Source organism: Rhodoferax sp. P2_H8_2 (assembly GCF_056403235.1).
Genome location: NZ_JBFUFW010000002.1, coordinates 207,116 through 228,467, shown reverse-complemented (window position 1 = coordinate 228,467; position 21,352 = coordinate 207,116). Strand labels below are relative to the sequence as shown.

The following is a 21,352-nucleotide window of genomic DNA, read 5'->3' as shown; positions in this document are numbered from 1 at the left end:
GGCGGATCGCATGATTCCTGAACTTGGCCATTTCTCACTGATCCTGGCGCTGACGATTTCGCTGGCGATGGGCGTATTGAGTGTCGTTGGCGGCCAGCTGGCCCGCAACGACTGGATGGCGATTGCCCGCCCCGGTGCGCAGGCGCTGTGGCTGACTTCGGCACTGGCCTTTGGCTGCCTGACCTATGCGTTCTACACCAGCGATTTCTCGGTGGCCTACGTCGCTGCGCATTCCAATTCCAAGCTGCCCGGCATCTACCGCATCTCCGGCGTCTGGGGTGGGCACGAAGGTTCATTGTTGCTGTGGCAAATGATGCTGGCGAGCTGGATGCTGGCGGTATCGGTGTTCTCGCGCCAGTTGCCGGATGCGATGGTGTCGCGCGTGCTGGGCATTCTGGGGCTGGTGGCTGCGGGCTTTTTGCTGTTCATGCTGACCACGTCCAATCCGTTTGACCGCCTCGCTGACATTCCTGCCGATGGCCAGGACCTGAACCCGCTGCTGCAAGACCCGGGGCTGGTGATCCATCCGCCGATGTTGTACATGGGCTATGTCGGCTTTGCAGTGCCGTTTGCGTTTGCGATTGCAGCATTGCTCAATGGCCGGCTCGACGCCGCGTGGGCGCGCTGGTCGCGGCCTTGGGCCACAGCGGCCTGGATCTTTTTGACGTTGGGCATTGCGCTGGGTTCCTGGTGGGCCTATTACGAGCTGGGCTGGGGCGGTTGGTGGTTTTGGGACCCGGTCGAAAATGCATCCTTCCTGCCTTGGCTGGTGGGCACCGCGCTGATCCATTCGTTGGCGGTCACCGAGAAGCGCGGCCTGTTCCGCAACTGGACCATCGTGCTGGCGATCACGGCGTTTTCGCTGAGTTTGTTGGGGACGTTCCTGGTGCGCTCCGGTGTGCTGACCTCCGTTCACGCATTCGCGGCCGATCCGCGCCGTGGCGTGTTCATTCTGGTGTTCCTGTGCGTGGTGGTGGGCGGCTCTCTGACGTTGTTCGCACTGCGGGCCAGCAAGGTGCGCGCCGGTGGCGCGTTCACGCTGGTGTCGCGCGAGACCTTTCTGCTGGTCAACAACGTGCTGCTGACCGTGGCTGCAGCCGCAGTGCTATTGGGTACTTTGTATCCGTTGATCATCGACGCGCTGAATATGGGCAAGCTGTCGGTAGGTCCACCGTATTTCAACGCGGTGTTCGGACCCATCATGGTGCCGGTGCTGGTGTTCATGGTGTTGGGTTCGTGGTCGCGCTGGAAGGGTGATTCCGCGCAGGACCTGATGAAGAAATTGCGCCCCATCGCCATCATTTCCGTGCTGCTGGGTTGCAGCCTGCCGTTGTTGATGGGTGATTGGTCGCTGTGGGTGTCTATCGGGTTGTCGCTGGTGTTCTGGATTGTGTTGTCGTCTGCCGTACAGATCTGGCGGCAACTGCGTGACACAGCAAACTTCCGCTCCACTCCTGTCTCGTTCTGGGGCATGCACGCGGCGCACATCGGTATTGCGGTGTCGGTGCTGGGTATCACGATGGTCAAGGGTTATGAGACGGAGAAAGACGTGCGCATGGCACTGGGCGATACCGTCGCTGTGGGTGGCTACACCTTCAAGTTGACCGGCATTCGCACGGCGCCCGGCCCCAACTACAAAGCCGATGTGGGCGATGTGGAGCTGATCAAGGACGGTAAGGTTCTGAAAACTTTGCATCCCGAGAAGCGCACGTATTTCTCGTCGACCATGCCGATGACTGAAGCCGCAATTGATAGCAATCCGCTACGTGATGTCTACGTTTCTCTGGGCGAGAAACTAGAGGGCGGGGACAGTCCGGCCTGGGCTGTGCGCGTGTACTACAAGCCATTTGTGACATGGATTTGGGGCGGTTGTTTGCTGATGGCATTGGGCGGCGCGATGGCGGCGCTGGACAAACGCTACCGCAGGAAGAAAGCTGCAGCGGCGGTACTGCCTGTAGGGAGCGTGTCGGCATGAAGAAGACACTGATTCCACTGGCGCTATTTATCGTGTTGGCGGTGTTTTTGGGCATTGGCCTGATGCGCGATCCGCGCGAAATCCCGTCGCCGCTGATCAACAAACCCGCGCCGCAGTTTCAGACGGTGCGGCTCGATGCGCCCGACCAGAAGTTTTCCAGCAAGGACATGCTGGGCAAGGTGTGGCTGCTCAACACCTGGGCGTCGTGGTGCGTGGCCTGTCGTGTAGAGCATCCCTTGCTGATGGAATATGCCAAAGCCAAGTTGGTGCCTATCGTTGGGCTGGATTACAAGGACAAGGACGATGAGGGTCAGCGCTGGCTGAGCCGTTTTGGCAATCCCTATGACCTGACCATCGTGGACCGCGATGGCCGCATCGGTATCGAGTTCGGTGTCTACGGCGTGCCCGAGACCTTTGTGATCGACAAGGCGGGTGTGATCCGCTACAAGCAGATCGGCCCGATCACCGAGCAGGCCTGGAACGAGAAGATAGCGCCGCTGGTGCGGGAGCTGCAGAAATGAAACTCTGGATTGCTTGCCTGTTCGCGATGTTGACGTCGGTGTCTGCATTCGCCAACGAAGCGGCTCCGCTCGCCGAAGACCCAGTGGTGGAAAAGCGCTTGATCGCGATTTCCGAAGAGCTGCGCTGTTTGGTGTGCCAGAACGAATCGCTGGCCGGTTCGCGCGCCGATCTGGCGATGGACTTGCGCCGCGAAATCCGCACGCTGATTCGCGAGAACAAATCTGACGCCGAGATCATGGAGTTCATGGTCAACCGCTATGGCGACTTCGTGCGCTACCGTCCGCCGGTCAAGCCTGTGACCTGGCTGCTGTGGTTTGGCCCCTTCCTGCTGTTGCTGGGCGCGTTGTGGGGCCTGTACCGCTTGGTACGCTCCACGCAGCGTGAAGCGGTTGCACCCACTCTTGACCCTGCGCAGCGCGAACGCGCGCAGGCATTGCTCAACAACACCGACTCTCGTTCATGACTGTTTTCTATGTTCTGGCGTCGCTGTTGACGCTGTTGGTTCTCGTGTGGCTGTTGCGCCCGCTGTTGCGTCAGCCCAAGGCCTCTGAGGTTTCCAGCCGGCAACTCAATGTAGCGATTTACCGCGAGCAGCTTGATGCGCTGGACGCCGATCTGGCACGTGGTGCGATCAGTGCGCAGGAGCATGAAGCAGCCCGTGACGAATTGCAATTGCGCATGCTGGATGACGCGCAGGACCTGCCTGCGCCAGCCATCGCCTCGCGCAAAGGCTCCAGAATGACGGCGGTTGCTGTGGCCCTGCTGGTGGTTGTCGGCGCGGGTGGCATGTACCGCTGGCTTGGCAACCCCGCTGCGATTGACCCGGTCAGCGCACAAAAAGCAGAGCGCGACAAGGTTTTCAAGATGGTGGACGACCTGGCGCAGCGCCTGAAAGCCAGCCCGGACAATCCACGCGGCTGGGCGATGCTGGCGCGCTCGTACAAGGTGATGGGCCGTCTGGACGACGCGATGCAGGCGTACAGTAAGACGGGTAATTTGCTGGAGACCGAGCCCGACCTGATGGCGGACTACGCCGATTTGCTGGCCGTGCGCGCGGGCGACAAGCTGGAAGGCGCGCCGATAGAACTGGTGCGCAAGGCGCTGGTGATCAACCCCAAGCATCCGATGTCGCTGATGCTGGTGGCTGCCCAGTCGTATCGTGAAGGCAAATTTGCGCAAGCGATTGCCCATTGGGAAACCTTGCTGACCATTGTCGATCCGCAGTCACAGGACGCGGAGCAGGTACAAGCCTATATTGCAGATGCCCGTGAGAAGGGCGGACTGCCCGCGGGTAAGACCAAGGCCCCGGTGGTACCAGCTGCACCCGCAGGCCAGCCCGACAACGCACAAATCCTGCAGATGGTGGAGCGACTCGCTACGCGTTTGAAGTCCAATCCCGATGACATGGAAGGCTGGGCCCGACTCGCGCGCTCGTACAAAGTGTTGGGCCGCCTGGACGACGCAGAGAAGGCCTACACAAAAGCACAACCGCTGGTCGACAAGACGCCGGACATGCTGACCGATCTGGCCGATTTGCTGGCAACCCGCGCCGGCGGTAACCTGGAAGGGCGTCCGCTGAAACTGGTCAACCAGGCGCTGGCCTTGCAGCCTGCCCACCCGATGGCACTGATGCTGTCAGGCTCTGCGGCCTACAAGCGCAGCGACTTCAAGTTGGCGATCGCCCAATGGGAAAAACTGTCTGCGGTGCTGGAGCCCGGTTCGGCCAATGCCCAGTGGGTGGCCAAGAACATAGCTGATGCGAAAGCAAAACTGAAGTAGCGCTGCGGCTGTCGATTCGTCGTCTGTTCTGTCGATTCGTCGCGGTTGTCCTTTGAAGCGAGAATGGCTTGCCTACAGTGGCGTCCATGAACACTTCAACACTCCATTTACTCCATCAGTCCTGGCGTTCGTGGTTGGGCAGTGACCCGCACCCTGTGGGTCCCAAGTGGCTCAACCTGGTCTGGACTTTCCTGTTCTGCTGCGCTTGCGCGATATTTTTTACGGTGTTGGGATTTTTATCCGCCGATGGCGATGACGGGGCTTGGCGTAGTCCGTCGAGTTGGTGGCATTGGTACCAGATCAATCTGGTGATCTCGCTATTCATCGGTTTTGCGATCCGCGGCCTGTTTCTACTGGGGCGCAAGCTGCTCGGACTGGAGCGGGTTCAAATGCTGAACGGACTGCCACGTTTTTTCTATTTCAGTGGCATCCCTATGGTCGGGGTGGCTATCGCTTGGCCCTTGGGTGCTGCGGTGGCCGGCCTGGAGGTCCCTTATTTCCAAGTTTTGAAAGACCCTGTTTCGCTGGCAGCCAGCCTGGCCGCTACATTGGTCATTATCTTGATCTTCAACCTGCTGTTCGGTACCGCCGCGCGTCGCCTGAAGGCCGAGAAGCGTGCTGTTCAGGCGCAACTGCGCTTGCTGCAGGGCCAGATCGAGCCGCACTTCCTGTTCAACACCTTGGCCAATGTGGTGTCGCTGATCGACCACGACGCACCGCGTGCCAAGCAGATGCTGGAATCGTTTACCGAGTATTTGCGCGGGTCACTGACCAGTCTGCGGAGCGAGCAGGCCACGCTTGCGAGCGAAATGGACATGGTGCGCCGCTACCTGGAACTGATGCAGACGCGGATGGAAGATCGCCTCGCCTTCAGGTTGAACGTGGATGGCTATGCCGCAGATGCGGAGATGCCGCCTTTGCTGTTGCAGCCGCTGGTCGAGAACGCGATTCACCATGGGCTGGAGCCCAAGGTGGAGGGCGGAACCGTCACCGTCACGGTGCGGCGTGAGGCCTACATGCTGGTGATCACGGTGGCCGACGATGGCATGGGGCTGGATGCGCCGACGCGGCGAGGTGGGGCCGGCATGGCGTTGGCCAATGTGCGGGAGCGCCTGCAGACCCAGTGGGGCAGCGCGGCCAGTCTAACACTGGTGGCAGCGCATCCGGGCACACTGGCCACATTGCGCATTCCGTTCCAATCCAAAGGTACTGTATGACCACCGTGCTGATTGCCGACGACGAGCCGCATCTGGCAAAGGCGCTGCAAGCGCAGTTGAATGCATGGCCCGACCTGCAGGTGGTGGCCGTAGCGCGCAATGGCCTGGAGGCGGCGGCGAAGATTGCCGAGCTGCAGCCGGATGTGGCCTTTCTAGATATCCAGATGCCGGGGCTCACCGGTCTGGAAGTGGCGCAGGGCATTGAAGGTGCGACCCGCGTGGTATTTGTGACGGCCTACGACGCGTATGCCGTGCAGGCCTTTGAGCAGGAAGCAGTGGACTACCTGCTCAAGCCCGTTAAGCTGGAGCGCTTGCAGCAAACCGTGGAGCGCGTGCAGAGGGCTTTGGCCGAGCCCCAAGCGGATACCGATGCCCATATGCTGACGGCCCTACGCCGCTTGCTTCCCGTTGCACCGCCTGTCACGGAGCGCCTGCGCTGGGTGCGCGCCAGTAGCGGTGACTTGACGACACAGATCGCCATAGAGGATGTGCGCTACTTCCATGCGGACGACAAATACACCTGTGTGCAGACGGAACAGACGGAATACCTGATCCGCACACCCATCATGGAACTGGCCGCACAGCTGGACCCCACGCACTTTTGGCAGATCCATCGCTCGACGATTGTCAATCTGCGATATCTGGAGGGGACCCGTCGTGATGATGTGAGCCGCCTCTTTGTGCGCATCAAAGGTATGGTCCGTGAACTGCCGGTCAGCCGGGCCTACGTGCACCTGTTCAAGGCCATGTAGCGGCCTTACTTGGGGTGAACCCGCAGGAGATAGCTTGGTCGCGGCCACCAAGCTGGTCAATAATGGTTCCATGCAGAATAAAAACTGCGCTACCCGTTGGCACCGCAGCATAGCGGTGGTGTGTAGCGCCTTGCTGGCTTGGTGTGCCTTGACGGTGCACGCCCAAACGCCCGCGCCTTTCAAATTGCGAGTGGTGGGCGGGCTGGCAGGCTTGAGCCAGTTCACCCGCTGGGAAGAGCCGTTTTGGACCAAGGATTTGCAGCGCCTCAGTGGTGGCAAATACAGCGCCGACGTCGTACCGTTCGACCGCGCTGGCGTGCCGGGTGTTGAAATGCTGCGGCTGTTGCAATTGGGTGTGGTGCCGTTTGGCACGACCTTGCTGAGTTCGCTCACCGCCCAGTTTCCGCAATACACCGCGCCTGATTTGGCGGGTTTGAATCCGGATATGGCCAACCTCAAGCGCAGCTTGGCCGCCTTCCGTCCCTACCTGGAAAAGTCCCTGCGCGAGCAGCATGGTATTGAGGCGCTGGCTTTCTACACCTACCCAGCCCAGGTGGTTTTTTGCAAGGCGCCGATCGCTAATCTGTCCGAGTTGTCCGGGCGACGGGTCCGTGTGTCATCTGCGGGGCAGGCGGACTTTGTCGGGGCTTTGGGCGGGGTCCCGGTAAACACTGCATTTGCCCAAATGGTAGGCAGTTTTCAGGCCGGCAACATCGATTGTGCAATCACCGGAACATTGTCCGGTTTCACCGTCGGCTTGCCGGGCATGACCAGCTATCTTTACCCCATGCCTGTCACTTGGGGCGTGGCCATTTTTGCTGCCAACCTGGCCGCGTGGGAAGCATTGCCGCCGGATTTGCGGGCCTTGTTGCGCCGTGAATTGCCAAAATTGGAGGCATCCATCTGGGAGCAATCTTCCAAAGACACGTTGGAAGGCATTGCCTGCAGCACCGGTACATCGGGTTGCACGCTGCCCAACAAGGGCGCCATGACCTTGGTGCCTGTCTCCGCGCAGGATGAACGCCGTCGCCAGGAGATCTTCAAGTCCAGCGTATTGCCGCGCTGGTTGCAACGCTGTGGCCCACGCTGTGTGGAGATCTGGAACAAGACACTGGGACCGGACCGCGGCATTCCTGCCCCGACCTCACCATGAAAGCGGCTACCCGTCCTATCAAGTTCACGATCGGGGCATTGGTGGCGATGTTCCTCGGTGCCCTGATCGCTGCGGCGTCCCTGCTGGAATGGAATGCCCGCCAGAACGCCATTTCCGACAGCGCGGCCCAGGTCATACGGTTTGTGTCGGGGGCTGAGGCCGCGGTGAACCGTTCCTTGCTGGGCATCGATGTGTTGCTGGCGGGTACCGACGATTTGTTGGGCCTGTCGGGTTCCATGGTCGACTGGATCGACGTCAAATCTGCCAGCCAGTTGCTGCGCAATGCAGCGCGACAAAACCTGATGGTACGTTTCGTCGCTTTGGTTGACGCCCAGGGCCGCGTGGTGGCATCTTCCGATTCGGCCGGCGCCAATATGGCGCTGGAGCTGCCTGTGGGCTTTCTGGACCAGGCCATGGCCCAGCCGGTCTCCACTTTGACAGTCAGCGCACCGGCAGTGAGCTTTGCCAGTTCAGAGCGGGTGCTGTACCTTGGGCGCTATATCCGTCTGGCTGACGGTACCAAGCTGCTCGCGGTGGTGGAAGTACCCACCGCGATGCTGACATCGGTGCTGATGCAGGGCGTTGACATTGCAAGCCTGGAGGTGACACTGGAGCGCAGTTCGGGCCATCTGCTGCTGGGTGTGCCCCACGATGTGACGCGCACCAGTGGCATGTTGTCGCCGCCTTTGGGAACGCTTGTTCGGGAAGACGGGCCGTTGCGCATGGCGGCCCGACTCAGTGGCGTGCCAGCGCTGGTGGAGTTCCGGCCCACGCTGTATTTGGATTTGTGGATTTGCGCCAGCATTCCGCTGGAGGCGGCACTGGCTGAATGGCGCTCCGAACGCAATGCGGTGGTCGCCGCCACGCTGGTGTTTGGTCTGATGGTGTTGGCCGCCGGCGTCTTCGCGATGGTGTATGTCAACCGCATCACAGCGGCGCGCCTCACAATCGCACAGTCCAAGGTAGTGCTGGACCAGGCCCTGGAGTCCATGGAGAGTGGCTTCGTGCTGCTGGACGCCCAGCACCGGGCGGTTCAGTGGAACCGACGCTTCCTGGAGATTTTTCCGTGGCTGGTGCCGATGATGGCGCCGCTGGTGCCGTTTCGTGATGTGATTGAAGCCAATGCCCGCCACCACTTGCCAGACGCCGGTGAGCTGGAGCACAAGCGCTGGGTCGAAGACCGCTTGCGTCTGCAGTCGGGAGATGCCGAATCGCACGAACTGGAATTGCTGGACGGGCGCATCGTCCAGATCACCGAGCGCGACACGCCCGAAGGCGGCATGGTGATTACGTACCACGATGTGACGGCGATTCGCCGCGCCAGCGCGGAGATTGAGACGCTGGCTTTCTTTGATCCGTTGACAGCCCTGCCCAACCGTCGCTTGCTGCTGGACCGGCTGACGCAGGCCATTGCCGCATCGACACGTTCCGGGCAAATGGGCGCTCTGCTGTTTTTGGACCTGGACCATTTCAAAACCATCAACGACACCTTGGGTCATGAGGTGGGTGACCAACTGCTTCAGCATGTAGCAGACCGTTTGACCGCTTGCGTGCGCGACGCCGACACCGTGGCGCGGCTCGGCGGGGATGAGTTTGTCGTGATGCTGAAGGACCTGTCGGACACCAGCCACCAGGCGGCTGCGCAGGTGCAGCAGATTGGCGACAAGATTCTGCACAGCCTGAACCAGCCTTACACCTTGGGTTCTCAGCCCTACAGAAGCACTTGCAGTCTGGGCGCTACATTGTTTGGCCCTTCCGCGCATGGTGCTGCGGATCTGCTGAAGCAGGCAGACATTGCGATGTACCAGGTCAAGGCACAGCGCGGCAATGCGATGTGTTTCTTTGACCCGCAGATGCAGGCCGACATCAACCAGCGTGCGCGGCTGGAGACCGATTTGCAGGAAGCACTGGCGCAGGGCCAATTCGAGTTGTATTACCAGCCGCAGTTCATGCTGGATACCCGCATGGTGGGAGCCGAAGTGTTGCTGCGCTGGCACCATCCTGAGCATGGCATGGTGTCGCCGGTAGAGTTCATTTCAGTGGCCGAGGAGCGCGAGCTGATCGTGCCGATCGGCCTGTGGGTGCTGCGCACGGCATGCGAGCAATTGGCTGCGTGGCAGGACGACGCGCGGTTTGCAAATCTGCAATTGTCGGTCAATGTCAGTGCACGCCAATTCCGCCAGCCCGATTTTGTCGAGCAGGTTTGTGCAGTGATAGTCGCCACCGGCATCCCTCCGCATTTGCTGAAGCTGGAGTTGACCGAATCGTCGGTGCTGGACAACGTGGACGAATCGGTAGCCAAGATGGGCCAGCTCAAGGCAGAGGGCGTGCATTTCTCGGTCGACGACTTCGGTACCGGTTATTCGTCGCTGGCTTACCTGACACGTTTGCCGCTGAACCAGCTCAAGATCGACCAGTCGTTCGTGCGCAACCTGGGTGTGCGATCCACCGATGGCGTGATCGTGCAAACCATCATCGGCATGGCACGCAATCTGGGGCTGGAGGTGATCGCTGAAGGCGTAGAGACAATCGAGCAGAAGGATTTTCTGGCCACGCACGGCTGCACGATGTACCAGGGCTACCTGCTGGCGCGGCCGGGGCCGGTCGCAGCGCTGGAAGGTTTTTTGCCAGTGGTTTAAGCGCCGCCGGGCCGCCCCAAGGCGCGAACGCCCCCTCGGGGGCAGCTTTAAATCGGTTTCCCGCGCGACGACAGCGCGATCCCCATGACGATCAGCACAAACGCCAGTGCGTGGTACAGATGAGGCAGTTCGCCCAGCAACAGGGCAGACAGCAATGCCGCGAACAACGGTGTCAGATTCGCAAAAAAGCTGGCAATGGTAGGCCCAGCCCGCTGTACGGCGGCACCCCAGAATCGGTAGGCCAGCAGCGCGGGACCCACGGCCACAAACAGCAACGCGGAGACCAGCGGCCAACCCCAGTGGATGTGCGCATCGGTCAACGCCCACTCGCCGCCGGCCAGCAGTGCAGACCACACCAGCCCGAACGCAATCTGTGCCATCAGGAACGCGGCCCAGTCCGCGCGTATCTCGGCGGGCTCCTTGCCTTTTTCCGAAAGCATCCAGCTGTAATACGACCACACCGCCGCCGCCAGCAAGATGTAGAGGTCTCCGGGCACCAGCCGCACGCCCATCAGCACTTCCCATTGGCCGCGTGACATCACCAGCAGTACGCCGGCGATCGAAAAGACGGCACCCAGCAATTGCATGGGGCGTATGGCTGCGCCAAAGAACAGGCGACCGACCAGCATCATCCAGACCGGCGTACTGGAAGCGACCAGTGTCACATTGAGAGGGGTGGAAGTGTGCAGCGCCAGGTACTGCAGCGCGTTGTACAGGCCTACGCTGGTCAGCCCGAGCAATGCAAACCGGCGCCAGTAGGGCCACATCGCGCTTTTAGGTGAAAGAACCGGCGCAGCCAGTGGTAACAGCAATACAAATGCCAGAGCCCAGCGCAGCATGTTCAGCGTCATGGGTGGCACCAGATCACTCACCAGGCGGCCTACGACTGCGTTGCCAGCCCACAGCATTGGGGGGATGACCAGAAGCAGGATAGTGGAAGAATTGAGAGTCAGTTTCACCGGCGCACTATACCCATAAGGTGGCGCGGGGGTACTCACGCCCCATACTGGTGCCAGGCGCTGTTCTGCATAAACTAAGGTGTAGCAAAACGTAACTTGCTGCGGCGAAGAAGGGGTGTGGGGCTATGCGGGCGGACAGTTTGAAATTGGGCGATTTGAAGTTGCATTGGCTGGTCGCCATCACCCTGTTGGTCAATGCTGCCTCGCTGTTGAATCCGCTGATTGTCGAAGGCGACTCGGTCACCTACGCCGCGCTGGCCCAGCACATTGCCGCGAACAACAACTGGGCGGACCTGATGTTGGATGGTCGGGCCTGGCTGGACAAGCCCCACTTTCCGTTCTGGGTCACCGCGCTGTCCTTTGAACTGTTCGGGGCAAGCAGCTTTGCCTATAGCCTGCCGGGCTTTCTTTTCCATTTGCTCGGTGGCTACTTCACCTACCGCATCGCCCGCCTGCTGTACGACCGCAATACGGCGCTGCTCTCGCTCTTGGTCTACCTGTGCGCGTACCACGTGATGTACACCTCCAGCGCAGTCAAGGCGGAGGCCTTTCTCAGCGGCACCATCACCGGCGCCTGTTATTACTGGTTGCGCTTCGACGCTGACGCCAAATGGAAGTACCTGGTGCTGGGGGCCGCGTTCAGTGCGATGTCGGTGATGACCAAGGGTATTTTCACGCTGATCACCATCACCAGCGGCCTGGTCTGTATGTGGCTGTACCTGGGTCAATGGAAAAAGTTGCTGAGTGCCAAATGGCTATTGGCAGCAGCGATGACGGCCCTGTTCATGGCCCCGGAATTGTTGGCCTTGTACCTTCAGTTTGACGTCAATCCGCAGAAAAATCTGCTGGGCCAAGACCAGGTGTCTGGCATCCGTTTTTTCCTGTGGGACAGCCAGCTGGGGCGTTTTTTCAAATCCGGCGTGCCCAGCACAGGCGAAAGCAACCCGCTGTACTTTGTGCATGTGTTTGTGTGGGCCTTTATGCCCTGGGTGCTTGTTTTTGCGGCTGCCCTGGTGGATGGCGTGCGCCGGTTTACCGCTGTGGGCAAGCTCGAGCAGGCCAAGCTGGTGTTTCTGGTGGCGGCTTTCTTCACCACCTTTGCCGTGTTCAGTGCCGCAGAATTCCAACTCGACTACTACACCGTCATCCTGTATCCGTTTGCGGCGATTCTGTGTGGTCAGTACTTGCAACGCTGGCTCGCGCGCGCTGGTGGCGGGCCATTGGTTGCGATGCAGGCCTTCACGACGCTGCTGATACTGGGCTTGGCTGTCGGCATGGCGATTTACGTCGGGCGTGCTGCCTTGCTACTGGTCGTACTGGTCCCGCTAGGGCTGATGTTGACGGGAGCCATCCGTTGTGACGTACCGCACCCGGCCAGGGCCGTTCTGGTCTATCCCGTGCTTGCCATTTGCATCCTCTATGCCTTTGTGGAGAGCATGACCTTCACAGCACAGCAGGCCTACGGTGTTGCCTACAACGTCAACAAGCTTTTGCCGGCAGATCCGCAGCCGCTGGTGGTGTACCGCGTGGACGAGATCATTCCCCGTGAATTGGGGGTGTACCGAGGTGTGCCGTGTGTCGCAGCGAGTGAGCCCTCGCAATTGCCCAGCCCGGGCAGCCGCTACCTGCTGGTCATCAAGGATGAACAATTGGTAGCGGTACGCGATCTGTTGGGGAACCACAGGACCGTGGCCCAGGGTGAATGGATAGACCACAAAACCGGCCTGCTGCCGCGCATGCTGCGCATGGCCAAAGGGGAAGAGCCGTTGGAGAAATTCAGTATTGTTGAAGTCGGTGCCTGATGCTTTGCATGCATCCGGTACATTGAGCCACATTCTTTTCCAAGGATTTGTCCATGACTTCCCAGACTTCACGTGCCATCCATATCAAGCAGCATGGTGGCCCCGACATGCTGCAACTCGTGCAGGTACAGGTAGGCGAGCCTGGCCCAGGCGAAATCCGTATTCGCCACCATGCGGTGGGCTTGAACTTCATTGACGTCTACCAGCGCAGCGGCATGTATCCAATGACCCTGCCGGTGCAACTGGGCATGGAGGCCGCAGGCGTGGTGGAGGCGGTGGGCGAGGGCGTGACGCACCTGAAAGTGGGTGACCGCGCCGCTTATGCCAGCCAGCCGCCCGGCGCCTACTGCGAGTTGCGGGTGATGCCTGCCAAATGCGTTTGCAAGTTGCCCGACGGCATTTCGTTCGAGACCGGCGCGGCAATGATGCTCAAGGGTTTGACGGCGCAATATCTGCTGAAGAAAACCCTGCCGCAAGGCGGACTCAATCCCGGCGACTTTGTGCTGTTCCATGCAGCTGCCGGTGGGGTGGGCCTGATTGCCTGCCAATGGGCCAAGGCGCTGGGCCTGCGCCTGATTGGTACTGCAGGTTCAGATGCGAAATGTGCTCTGGCGCTCGCCAATGGAGCGGAGCATGCGATCAACTATGCGACGGAAGACTTCTCGGTCAAGGTCAAGGAAATCACCGGTGGCGCAGGCGTCAAGGTGGTTTACGACTCGGTGGGCAAGGATACGTTCGACAAATCGTTGGACTGTTTGCAGCCGTTTGGCCTGATGGCCTGCTTTGGCGCGGCGTCTGGCCCGGTGGCTCCGTTTGCACCGGGCATTCTGGCGCCCAAGGGCTCCCTCTACGTGACGCGCCAAACCCTGTTCACACACATCACCACCCGCGAAAGCACCCAGGCGATGGCGGATGATCTTTTTGCGGTGGTGCAGAGTGGCAAAGTCAAGATAAACATCGGACAGCGCTACGCGCTGGACCAGGTGCAGCAGGCGCATAAAGACCTTGAGGCACGTCAAACAACCGGATGTTCCATACTCACGCTTTGAGGTGCCCCAATACAATGGAGCCCTATGAACACACGATTCACCAAGTCCCTGCTGGCCGCCGCGCTGATTTCCCTGCTACCCTGCGCCACCGTGCTGGCCCAGGGCGCTCCGGATTCGAAACCGGCCCCCTCCGCCAAAGAGGGCATTGACCGCGCCCTCAAGGACGAGGGGAAATGGTATTTCTCCTGGGGCTATAGCCGCCAACAGTACGCACCCAGCGACATTCGCGTCTCACAGCCGGAGCTCGGCAATAACTTCACGGTACACAAGGCCGCCGCAAGTGACTACCCGTCAAGCATTCCAGACACACTGAATTCACTGGTCAATTTCGATTTCACCAATCCGCAGGAAAACATTCGGGTCGGCAAGTTCATGAATCCCGAGAAAACTTTCGCGATCGAGTTTTCACTGGACCACACCAAATACAACACCGACTTTGGCCAAACCGCGTCGATCAGCGGCACCATCAACAACCAGCCGGCGCCCGGCAGCATGGTGCTGACACCGCAGAACTTCACCTACGCGCTGCACAACGGCCTGAACCACGTGATGGTCAACGCCGTCTGGCTGAAACATTTGCGCGGCCCAGAGCAACAGGCTGGCGATCTGCAATTGATCAGCCGTGTTGGCGCAGGCATTCTGTTGCCCCATGCCGACAACACGATTCTCGGCAAAGAGAATCAGGTAGGCCCGAAGAACGAAAACATCTGCTGCTTCAACAGCAATGACTGGTGGCAACTCAACGGCTGGACCGTGGGCGCAGAAGTGGGCGTGCGTTATCGCATCTACAAGTCCATCTATGGCGAACTAACGCAAAAGTTCGCCTATGGCGCCCTGAAGGGTGTGCCCGTCTACAAGGGCACGGCGGACCAAACCATCTGGATGAGCGAGCAAGTCTTCTCGCTCGGCTTCCTGTTCTAGAAAACATTGCGGGTTAGACCCCGCAATGTTTCTTTATGCGCGCGACTGCGCAATCAGCGCCAGCAGTCGCGCTGTGCGCATCCAGGCCAGGATGGCGATCACCACCTGAGCGAACAACAGGCCCAGCACCATCCAGAACGCACCCAGTTGCGGCATCGCCAGACGCAGCGCGGTCAGCACGGCCACCAGCAACAAACCAACAACTGTAAAGGCCAGATAGCCACCCAGCATGGGAAGCAGGTTGTGACGCAAGGTCTTCAGGCCGCGCCACCAGGCCGTGATGGCCGAGCCGCGCTTGCTGAACAATGCAAACTGCGCACGCCCGGCGTCCACCGACGCATGCGCCAGCAACAGCAACAGACCCATCACGCCCAGAGCAAGGTGCTTGTGCAGCTCGGCTGCTGATTCCAGAATGGCTGTGTCGCCGGACTTTTCAGCCCATTGCGTACCTATGGACCCCAGCGCAATCGCCAGACCCAGCGGCACCACTGCCCACACCAGCATGCGCAGCAGGCGGCCATATTCACGTACACCGCCCTGGATCAGCATCGCAAAACCGGGAACGGTTTGGGCCCGCGCAGAGGTGATTACCATGCCGGTCAGGAAAGGCGACAGCAGCAACGTCATCAGGGCGGCCATGAATCCCGCCTGGCCCAACGCCATGCTGTTTTCCATCAGACGCGACATCACATCGCCCACCACCACAGCATCCAGCTGGCGCGACCACTGCGCTGCGTACAGCGAGTGGTCCAGCGCGGCAGAGAGGTTCACCCAGAACGGCAGCGCGAGGATGGCGGTTGGTACTAGTAATGCCAGTACCCACAACAACAGCAAGCGCCATTGCAAAGCTTGACGACCAGATTCGCGAAGCGTGGCGAAGAAGGGAAGCTTGGTCGTGCTCATACGGTGGCCACCAGAGAAAGAAGGAGCTGGAACAGGGCGGCGAGCTGACTGCCCCAACGACTGGACGCGCTGCGATCGGCCTCCAGCGTAAGGCTGTCGTCGATCTTGCTGGTGTCCAGTAAATGCGCGCGCTTGGCGTCGATTTCGGCGGAAACGGCTTTCACAGGTTTGACCCAGCTGTAGCGCTCCCAACTGCTGTTGCTGTCCCAGCGCACGGTCTCGGATGTGCCATCGGCAAACTTGACGACCAGATCCTGTGGCACCGGTGCGCCGCGGCGGCGCAGCGTGACGGTCGTGCGGTACGGGAAGGGGCCGGTGCCCTTGGCAGCATCCGGGTGCTCCTTCTTGAAGGCTTTGCGCGCCTTGGAAATGTTTGCATCTACTTTGCCCTCGGTGGTTTCCACCCATTGGCCGTCGACCTGCTCGGTGCCTGCTTGTGGCAGTTCTTCAACGCTGGTGAATTTCTCGATGCGGTCATCCACATTGCTTGCGTTGTAGACATGCTGGGCGAAGACGGTTTCCACCACATCGCGCTTGCCGGAGACTTCGATCAGCACATCGCGCAGATCGGCCACGCTGGGGTGGCGGAATTTCCATCGCTTGTAGTAAGCCTTGAAGGCTTTCTCTGTCACATCCTTGCCCAAGCGCTCTTCCAGATCGTGCATTGTGGTGGCGGTGCGTGAATACACGGTGCCATAGCTGCCAGTGGAATAGCGGTCCCACGAGTTATGGCCCAGCGCATCAGCAGGCGCGCGGTTGCTTGCTCCGATGCGTTCGGCTTCAAACACGGCGGCCTCCAGATTCATGCCCAGTTTGCGCAACGCCAGTGGCAGCGGCTGAATCGTCTGGCCGCGCTCACGGAGCATGCGCAGGTCCCAGTATTCGTTCAGCCCCTCGTCCAGCATCGGCTCTTCAAACTCGTTGGAAGCCAGGATGCCGTAGAAATATCCGTGGCCAAACTCGTGGATGGTGGTGAAGTCCAAGCCATAGCTGTCCAGCGTGTCGGGTTTCAGGTTGGAGTGGCTGTCGGTGGTAATAAAGGTCGGGTATTCCATGCCGCCCGCCTCGGTGGCGTTGTGCGGCGGAATCACCACGGTCACGGTCTTATAGGGATAAGGCCCCAGCGTGCTGGAGAAATACGCCAGGCTGTCTATCGTGGCCTTCAGTGCAGGGGCTGCGCTGTCAGCGTATTCGGGCGGGAACAACACTGTGACCTTGACGGTCGGGCTGCCAGGGCCGATGTAGATGCCTTCCAGTGGCGTTGCCGTGCGGTTGTCGGCGGTCCATGCAAAGTCATGTACATCGTCTTGCATAAAGCGATGCGTCACCAGGCCGTCTTTTTCAACCGGTGCGGAAGGCTGCTCACCCGTTGCCCCGACGGTGTAGCCCTTGGGTACGGTGATCTTCACGTCGTAGCTGCCAAAGTCAGCGTAGAACTCGCTGTGCAGGTGCATCTCGTGCGCGTTCCACCGAGGCGCCGTCGCACCGCGTTCACCGGGCAACTCCAGCACTGCGATCTTGGGGAACCACTGGCCGACCAGATGGAAGCTGCCGAAGTAGCCGGTGCGCGCAACGACGCGTGGTAACTGGTTGTGGAAGTCGATGTCCAGCGTCGTGCTCTGGCCGGGTGCCACGGCTTGTGGCAGATCCATGCGCACGACCGTGTGATCCGTCTCGGGGCCGTTGTCGGGATGCACGAAGTACCACGGTACCTGCGCGCTGCCTTGGGTCACTTTCTTCAACTCAATGTGGCCCCAGTCGCCATCTTCGACGGGCACATCGCTGCGGAATGCGAAGCCACGGGTCTTGCGCTCTGAGTAAAACGTGCTGCCCGAACCCTCAAATGCATTAAGGTACAAGTGCACATAGACCGAGCGCACGGGCACCGCACTGCGGTTGCGCCAGGTCAGCTTCTGGCGGCCTTCAATCGTGTGTTTGACCGGATCCAGCGTGGCGGAGATGTCGTATTGGACGACACGGTCCGACAGCGTGGGTTGCCCCTCTGTGCGCTCGCCGCCCCAGGCGTTGGGGCTGCTTGCCACCTTCACCGCATCGGCGTTGGGTGCAGCCAGCGCTATGCCGTCGAGACTGGGGGGAACGGAAGATGCGGCAGGGGTAACCGCAGTTGTTGCGACAGCTGGGGTATCAGCCTTGTCGTCTTTGCAGCCCGCCAGCCAGATGCTGCTGCACATCAGTGCAACAGCCGCCAGCCGCAAGCGGCATTTCAAAATAGATCGCACGGGGGGTCTCCACTTATAAAAGTGGCGACATCCTAACCCGTTCGTCTATGCGGTTTTTCTGACCCGCAACAGCTCATCCAGGATCAGGCAAACCGCGCCAATCGTGATCGCGCTGTCGGCCACATTGAAGGCCGGGAAATGCATGCCGCGCCAATGGAAATCCAGAAAATCCACGACGTAGCCATACAGCAGACGGTCAATCACATTGCCAATCGCGCCGCCCAGAATGCAGGCCATCGCGAAGCAGAATAGTTTTTGCCCCGCGTGCTGGCGCAGCATCCAGATAATGACCACGGCCGCACCAAGGCCCAGCGCGGTGAAAAACCAGCGTTGCCAGCCCGATTCGTTGGCAAGAAACGAAAATGCCGCGCCCGTGTTGTGCGCGCGTACCACGTTGAAGAAGCCGGTCACATAGGTGCTGTCACCCAACTGGTAGTAGCCCAGGATCAACACCTTGGTGAACTGATCCGCCAGCAGCAGGATGAAGGCCAGACCCAGCCACTGCAACAGGCCGCCGCTGGAAGTACTTGAGCGGGCCATCAGGCGAACGTCCGGGTTTCACCCGCACCGTACAGGTTAGTCGTGCAACGACCGCACAGCGTGGGGTGCGCAGCATCTACGCCGATATCGCTGCGGTAATGCCAGCAGCGCTCGCATTTAGTGCCATTTGAGGCTGTAACGCTTATAGATTGTGCGTGACCAGCTACCAAAGTGATAGCAGATGTAATGAACACAAACTTCAAATCGTCGCCCAGGCTGCTCAATAAAGCGTGTTCTTCGGCAGGCACAGTCAGCGTCACTTCGGCTTGCAGCGATGCGCCCACTTGCCCGGCAGTGCGCAGGTTCTCGATGTCCTTGTTGACCGCTTCGCGCACGGCGCGGATGCGGTCCCACTTGGCCAGCAATGCGCCGTCGGCAGCGCCCATGGGTACATAACCATCCATGAAGATCGACAGCTTGGTGGCCGCAGGCGTCTTGCCTTCGGTACCCAATACGGCCCACGCTTCTTCAGCAGTGAAGCTCAGGAACGGCGCCATCCAGCGCAGCATGGCCTGGGTGATGGTCCACAGCGCGGTTTGCGCGGAGCGGCGTGCCAGCGAGTTCGCGCCGGTGGTGTACAGGCGGTCCTTCAGGATGTCCAGGTAGAACGCACCCAGGTCTTCACTGCAATAGACCTGCAGCTTGGAGACCACGGGGTGGAACTCGTAGACCTTGTAATGCGCCAGGATGTCGGCTTGCAACTGCGCCGCACGGGCGAGCGCGTAGCGATCGATCTCCAGCAGTTGGTCTGCAGGCACAGTATCTTTCGCCGGATCGAAGTCGCTGACGTTAGCCAGCAAGAACTTCAGCGTGTTGCGTACACGGCGGTACGTGTCCACGACGCGTGCCAAGATCTTCTCGTCGATGTTCAGGTCGCCCGAGTAGTCGGTGCTCGCGACCCATAGGCGCACGATCTCGGCGCCCATCTTGGTCGTGATGGTCTGCGGCTCGACCGTGTTGCCCAGGCTCTTGCTCATCTTGCGGCCTTGGCCGTCAGTGGCGAAGCCGTGCGTCAGCAGACCGCGGTAGGGCGCGCGGTCGTACAGCGCGCAGCCCAGCAAGAGCGAACTGTGGAACCAGCCGCGGTGCTGGTCGTGGCCTTCGAGGTACAGATCGGCCTCTGGTCCTTCCGTGTGGAAAGGCACGCGGTCATACGCATCCTTGTGACTGCCGCGCAGCACATGCTGGAAGGTACTGCCGGAGTCGAACCACACTTCCAGAATGTCGGTGCTCTTGGTGTAGCTGGGTGCGTCCGCAGCGCCGAGGATTTCTTCGACGGTCACGCGGCTCCAGGCTTCGATGCCACCCTTTTCGACGATGTCTGCCGCCTGGTCCAGGATCTCCATCGTGCGCGGGTGCAGTTCGCCGCTGTCCTTGTGCAAAAAGAACGGCACGGGCACGCCCCAGCTGCGCTGGCGCGAGATGCACCAGTCGGGCCGGTTGGCGATCATGTCGCGCAGACGGGTCTTGCCGTTCTCGGGGTAGAACTGGGTGTGGTCAATCGCATCGAGCGCGAGCTGGCGCAAGGTCTTGGGCGCCTTGTCTTGGGTGAACACACCAGGGCCTTCGTCCATGCGGATAAACCACTGCGCGGCAGCACGGTAGATCACCGGCGTCTTGTGCCGCCAGCAGTGCGGGTAGCTGTGGCTGATGCCGACAGTGGCCATCAGACGGCCAGCGAGCTTCAGCGCGTCGAGGATGGCGGGGATGGCCTTCCAGATGTGCTGGCCGCCAAACAGCGGGAACTCAGGCGCGTAGGCGCCGTTGCCTTGCACCGGGTTCAGGATGTCGTCGTACTTCAGGCCGTTGGCCACGCAGCTGTTGAAGTCATCCACGCCGTAGGCAGGCGCGGAGTGCACGATGCCGGTGCCGTCGCCATCGCTGACGTAATCTGCCAGGTAGATCGGGGACAGACGTTTGTAGCCCGCGTCCATGTCATACAGCGGGTGGCGGAAGCTCAAGCCACCCAATTTCTCACCCTTGGCCGTGGCCAGCACGGTGCCGGTCAGGCCAAAGCGCTCTAGGCATTTGTCGACAAGGCTCTCGGCCAGCACCAGGCAACCCTTTTCGGTCTGTACCAACGCGTAGGTCAATTCAGGATGTGCATTCAGCGCCTGGTTGGCAGGGATGGTCCAGGCGGTCGTGGTCCAGATCACTGCAAACGCGGTTTGACCCGCAGGCAACGCAGCGAGGCCAAACGCGGCGGCGAGCTTGCCCGCGTCATCCGTCTCAAACGCCACGTCCAGCGTGTCGCTCTTCTTGTCCGCGTATTCGATCTCAAACTCAGCCAGGGACGAGCCGCAATCGAAGCACCAGTACACGGGCTTCAGGCCACGGTAGACAAAGCCGCGCTCGATCACGCGCTTGAACGCGCGGATTTCGCCGGCTTCGTTGGCCGGGTCCATCGTGCGGTAGGGACGCTCCCAGTCACCCAGCACGCCCAAGCGCTTGAAGTCCTCGCGCTGCTGGTCGATCTGCTCCGTGGCGAACGCGCGGCTTTTGGCCTGCATGTCGTCACGACTGAGGTTGCGGCCATGCAGCTTTTCGATCGCGTTTTCGATCGGCAGGCCGTGGCAGTCCCAGCCGGGGATGTATTGCGCATCAAAGCCGTCAAGCTGTTTGCTCTTGACGATCATGTCTTTCAGTATTTTGTTCAACGCATGGCCGATATGCAATTTGCCGTTGGCGTAGGGCGGGCCATCGTGCAGCACAAACAGCGGCGCGCCGTGGCGCGCATCGCGCAGTTTTTTGTACAGGCCTTCTTCGTTCCAGGTCTTCACCCAGGCCGGTTCGCGCTTGGGCAGGTCGCCGCGCATAGGGAAGGGGCTATCGGGCAGGTTCAGGGTGCTGCGGTAGTCAACGGGTGTGGTTGTGGGTTCAGTCATCACGAATCTCTAAATC

16 protein-coding genes are annotated in these 21,352 nt (G+C 60.5%); 11 read left to right on the top strand and 5 right to left on the bottom strand.

Annotation, left to right across the window (positions count from 1 at the left end):
- Nucleotides 1-10 precede the first annotated feature (10 nt).
- The 8 genes from AC1DV6_RS03990 (at nucleotide 11) to AC1DV6_RS03955 (ending at nucleotide 10,037) form a co-directional block, all read left to right on the top strand.
- Entirely contained in the window at nucleotides 11-1,975 is a 1,965-nt protein-coding gene (locus AC1DV6_RS03990; protein WP_477975350.1) for a heme lyase CcmF/NrfE family subunit, read from the top strand.
- Nucleotides 1,972-2,496 (top strand): DsbE family thiol:disulfide interchange protein, encoded by a 525-nt coding sequence (locus AC1DV6_RS03985; protein ID WP_477975348.1) that lies wholly within the window; start codon nucleotides 1,972-1,974, stop codon nucleotides 2,494-2,496. Before AC1DV6_RS03990 ends, AC1DV6_RS03985 begins: the two co-directional genes overlap by 4 nt.
- The gene (locus AC1DV6_RS03980; RefSeq protein ID WP_477975346.1) at nucleotides 2,493-2,960 is read left to right on the top strand and encodes a cytochrome c-type biogenesis protein; all 468 of its coding nucleotides are present in this window, start codon (nucleotides 2,493-2,495) and stop codon (nucleotides 2,958-2,960) included. Before AC1DV6_RS03985 ends, AC1DV6_RS03980 begins: the two co-directional genes overlap by 4 nt.
- Nucleotides 2,957-4,276 carry a c-type cytochrome biogenesis protein CcmI gene (gene ccmI, locus AC1DV6_RS03975; protein WP_477975344.1) on the top strand — a complete coding sequence of 440 codons (1,320 nt, stop codon included), beginning with the start codon at nucleotides 2,957-2,959 and terminating at the stop codon, nucleotides 4,274-4,276. The genes AC1DV6_RS03980 and ccmI overlap by 4 nt, the downstream gene beginning before the upstream one ends.
- Nucleotides 4,277-4,362: 86 nt before the next feature.
- The gene (locus AC1DV6_RS03970; RefSeq protein ID WP_477975342.1) at nucleotides 4,363-5,493 is read left to right on the top strand and encodes a sensor histidine kinase; all 1,131 of its coding nucleotides are present in this window, start codon (nucleotides 4,363-4,365) and stop codon (nucleotides 5,491-5,493) included.
- The gene (locus AC1DV6_RS03965; RefSeq protein ID WP_477975340.1) at nucleotides 5,490-6,245 is read left to right on the top strand and encodes a LytR/AlgR family response regulator transcription factor; all 756 of its coding nucleotides are present in this window, start codon (nucleotides 5,490-5,492) and stop codon (nucleotides 6,243-6,245) included. Before AC1DV6_RS03970 ends, AC1DV6_RS03965 begins: the two co-directional genes overlap by 4 nt.
- A 70-nt stretch (nucleotides 6,246-6,315) precedes the next feature.
- Entirely contained in the window at nucleotides 6,316-7,398 is a 1,083-nt protein-coding gene (locus tag AC1DV6_RS03960; protein ID WP_477975338.1) for a TRAP transporter substrate-binding protein, read from the top strand.
- Nucleotides 7,395-10,037: a bifunctional diguanylate cyclase/phosphodiesterase gene (locus tag AC1DV6_RS03955; RefSeq protein ID WP_477975336.1), complete on the top strand. Its 2,643-nt coding sequence runs from the start codon at nucleotides 7,395-7,397 to the stop codon at nucleotides 10,035-10,037. The genes AC1DV6_RS03960 and AC1DV6_RS03955 overlap by 4 nt, the downstream gene beginning before the upstream one ends.
- A 47-nt stretch (nucleotides 10,038-10,084) precedes the next feature.
- Here AC1DV6_RS03955 and AC1DV6_RS03950 read toward each other — a convergent pair whose 3' ends face one another.
- Nucleotides 10,085-10,996, bottom strand: a complete 912-nt coding sequence (locus AC1DV6_RS03950; protein WP_477975334.1) for a DMT family transporter — start codon at nucleotides 10,994-10,996, stop codon at nucleotides 10,085-10,087.
- Nucleotides 10,997-11,121: 125 nt separating this feature from the next.
- Between AC1DV6_RS03950 and AC1DV6_RS03945 the strand changes: the two genes are divergently transcribed.
- From AC1DV6_RS03945 to AC1DV6_RS03935, 3 genes are read left to right on the top strand one after another with little or no spacing between them, the layout of a single operon-like run.
- Nucleotides 11,122-12,798, top strand: a complete 1,677-nt coding sequence (locus AC1DV6_RS03945) for an ArnT family glycosyltransferase (protein WP_477975332.1) — start codon at nucleotides 11,122-11,124, stop codon at nucleotides 12,796-12,798.
- Nucleotides 12,799-12,851: 53 nt separating this feature from the next.
- A complete protein-coding gene (locus AC1DV6_RS03940) occupies nucleotides 12,852-13,847 on the top strand; it encodes a quinone oxidoreductase family protein (RefSeq protein WP_477975330.1) in 996 nt (331 codons plus the stop codon).
- 24 nt (nucleotides 13,848-13,871) lie between these two features.
- A complete protein-coding gene (locus AC1DV6_RS03935; protein ID WP_477975328.1) occupies nucleotides 13,872-14,768 on the top strand; it encodes a hypothetical protein in 897 nt (298 codons plus the stop codon).
- A gap of 33 nt (nucleotides 14,769-14,801) precedes the next feature.
- On the opposite strand, the gene AC1DV6_RS03930 is transcribed toward AC1DV6_RS03935, so the two are convergent.
- From AC1DV6_RS03930 to ileS, 4 genes are read right to left on the bottom strand one after another with little or no spacing between them, the layout of a single operon-like run.
- Entirely contained in the window at nucleotides 14,802-15,671 is an 870-nt protein-coding gene (locus AC1DV6_RS03930; RefSeq protein ID WP_477975326.1) for a hypothetical protein, read from the bottom strand.
- A complete protein-coding gene (locus AC1DV6_RS03925; RefSeq protein WP_477975324.1) occupies nucleotides 15,668-17,911 on the bottom strand; it encodes a M1 family metallopeptidase in 2,244 nt (747 codons plus the stop codon). Before AC1DV6_RS03925 ends, AC1DV6_RS03930 begins: the two co-directional genes overlap by 4 nt.
- Before the next feature lie 45 nt (nucleotides 17,912-17,956).
- On the bottom strand, nucleotides 17,957-18,451 hold the full coding sequence (gene lspA / locus AC1DV6_RS03920) for a signal peptidase II (RefSeq protein WP_477975322.1): 495 nt from the start codon (nucleotides 18,449-18,451) through the stop codon (nucleotides 17,957-17,959).
- Nucleotides 18,451-21,336, bottom strand: a complete 2,886-nt coding sequence (gene ileS, locus AC1DV6_RS03915; RefSeq protein WP_477975320.1) for an isoleucine--tRNA ligase — start codon at nucleotides 21,334-21,336, stop codon at nucleotides 18,451-18,453. The genes lspA and ileS overlap by 1 nt, the downstream gene beginning before the upstream one ends.
- Between the last annotated feature and the right edge of the window lie 16 nt (nucleotides 21,337-21,352).

What these genes read in the sequence shown, in the direction of transcription:
- AC1DV6_RS03990 (WP_477975350.1), top strand. Translation starts at nt 11, where the DNA reads ATGATTCCTGAACTTGGCCATTTCTCACTGATCCTGGCGCTGACGATT.
- AC1DV6_RS03985 (WP_477975348.1), top strand. Translation starts at nt 1,972, where the DNA reads ATGAAGAAGACACTGATTCCACTGGCGCTATTTATCGTGTTGGCGGTG.
- AC1DV6_RS03980 (WP_477975346.1), top strand. Translation starts at nt 2,493, where the DNA reads ATGAAACTCTGGATTGCTTGCCTGTTCGCGATGTTGACGTCGGTGTCT.
- ccmI (WP_477975344.1), top strand. Translation starts at nt 2,957, where the DNA reads ATGACTGTTTTCTATGTTCTGGCGTCGCTGTTGACGCTGTTGGTTCTC.
- AC1DV6_RS03970 (WP_477975342.1), top strand. Translation starts at nt 4,363, where the DNA reads ATGAACACTTCAACACTCCATTTACTCCATCAGTCCTGGCGTTCGTGG.
- AC1DV6_RS03965 (WP_477975340.1), top strand. Translation starts at nt 5,490, where the DNA reads ATGACCACCGTGCTGATTGCCGACGACGAGCCGCATCTGGCAAAGGCG.
- AC1DV6_RS03960 (WP_477975338.1), top strand. Translation starts at nt 6,316, where the DNA reads ATGCAGAATAAAAACTGCGCTACCCGTTGGCACCGCAGCATAGCGGTG.
- AC1DV6_RS03955 (WP_477975336.1), top strand. Translation starts at nt 7,395, where the DNA reads ATGAAAGCGGCTACCCGTCCTATCAAGTTCACGATCGGGGCATTGGTG.
- AC1DV6_RS03945 (WP_477975332.1), top strand. Translation starts at nt 11,122, where the DNA reads ATGCGGGCGGACAGTTTGAAATTGGGCGATTTGAAGTTGCATTGGCTG.
- AC1DV6_RS03940 (WP_477975330.1), top strand. Translation starts at nt 12,852, where the DNA reads ATGACTTCCCAGACTTCACGTGCCATCCATATCAAGCAGCATGGTGGC.
- AC1DV6_RS03935 (WP_477975328.1), top strand. Translation starts at nt 13,872, where the DNA reads ATGAACACACGATTCACCAAGTCCCTGCTGGCCGCCGCGCTGATTTCC.
- AC1DV6_RS03930 (WP_477975326.1), bottom strand. Translation starts at nt 15,671, where the DNA reads ATGAGCACGACCAAGCTTCCCTTCTTCGCCACGCTTCGCGAATCTGGT.
- lspA (WP_477975322.1), bottom strand. Translation starts at nt 18,451, where the DNA reads ATGGCCCGCTCAAGTACTTCCAGCGGCGGCCTGTTGCAGTGGCTGGGT.
- ileS (WP_477975320.1), bottom strand. Translation starts at nt 21,336, where the DNA reads ATGACTGAACCCACAACCACACCCGTTGACTACCGCAGCACCCTGAAC.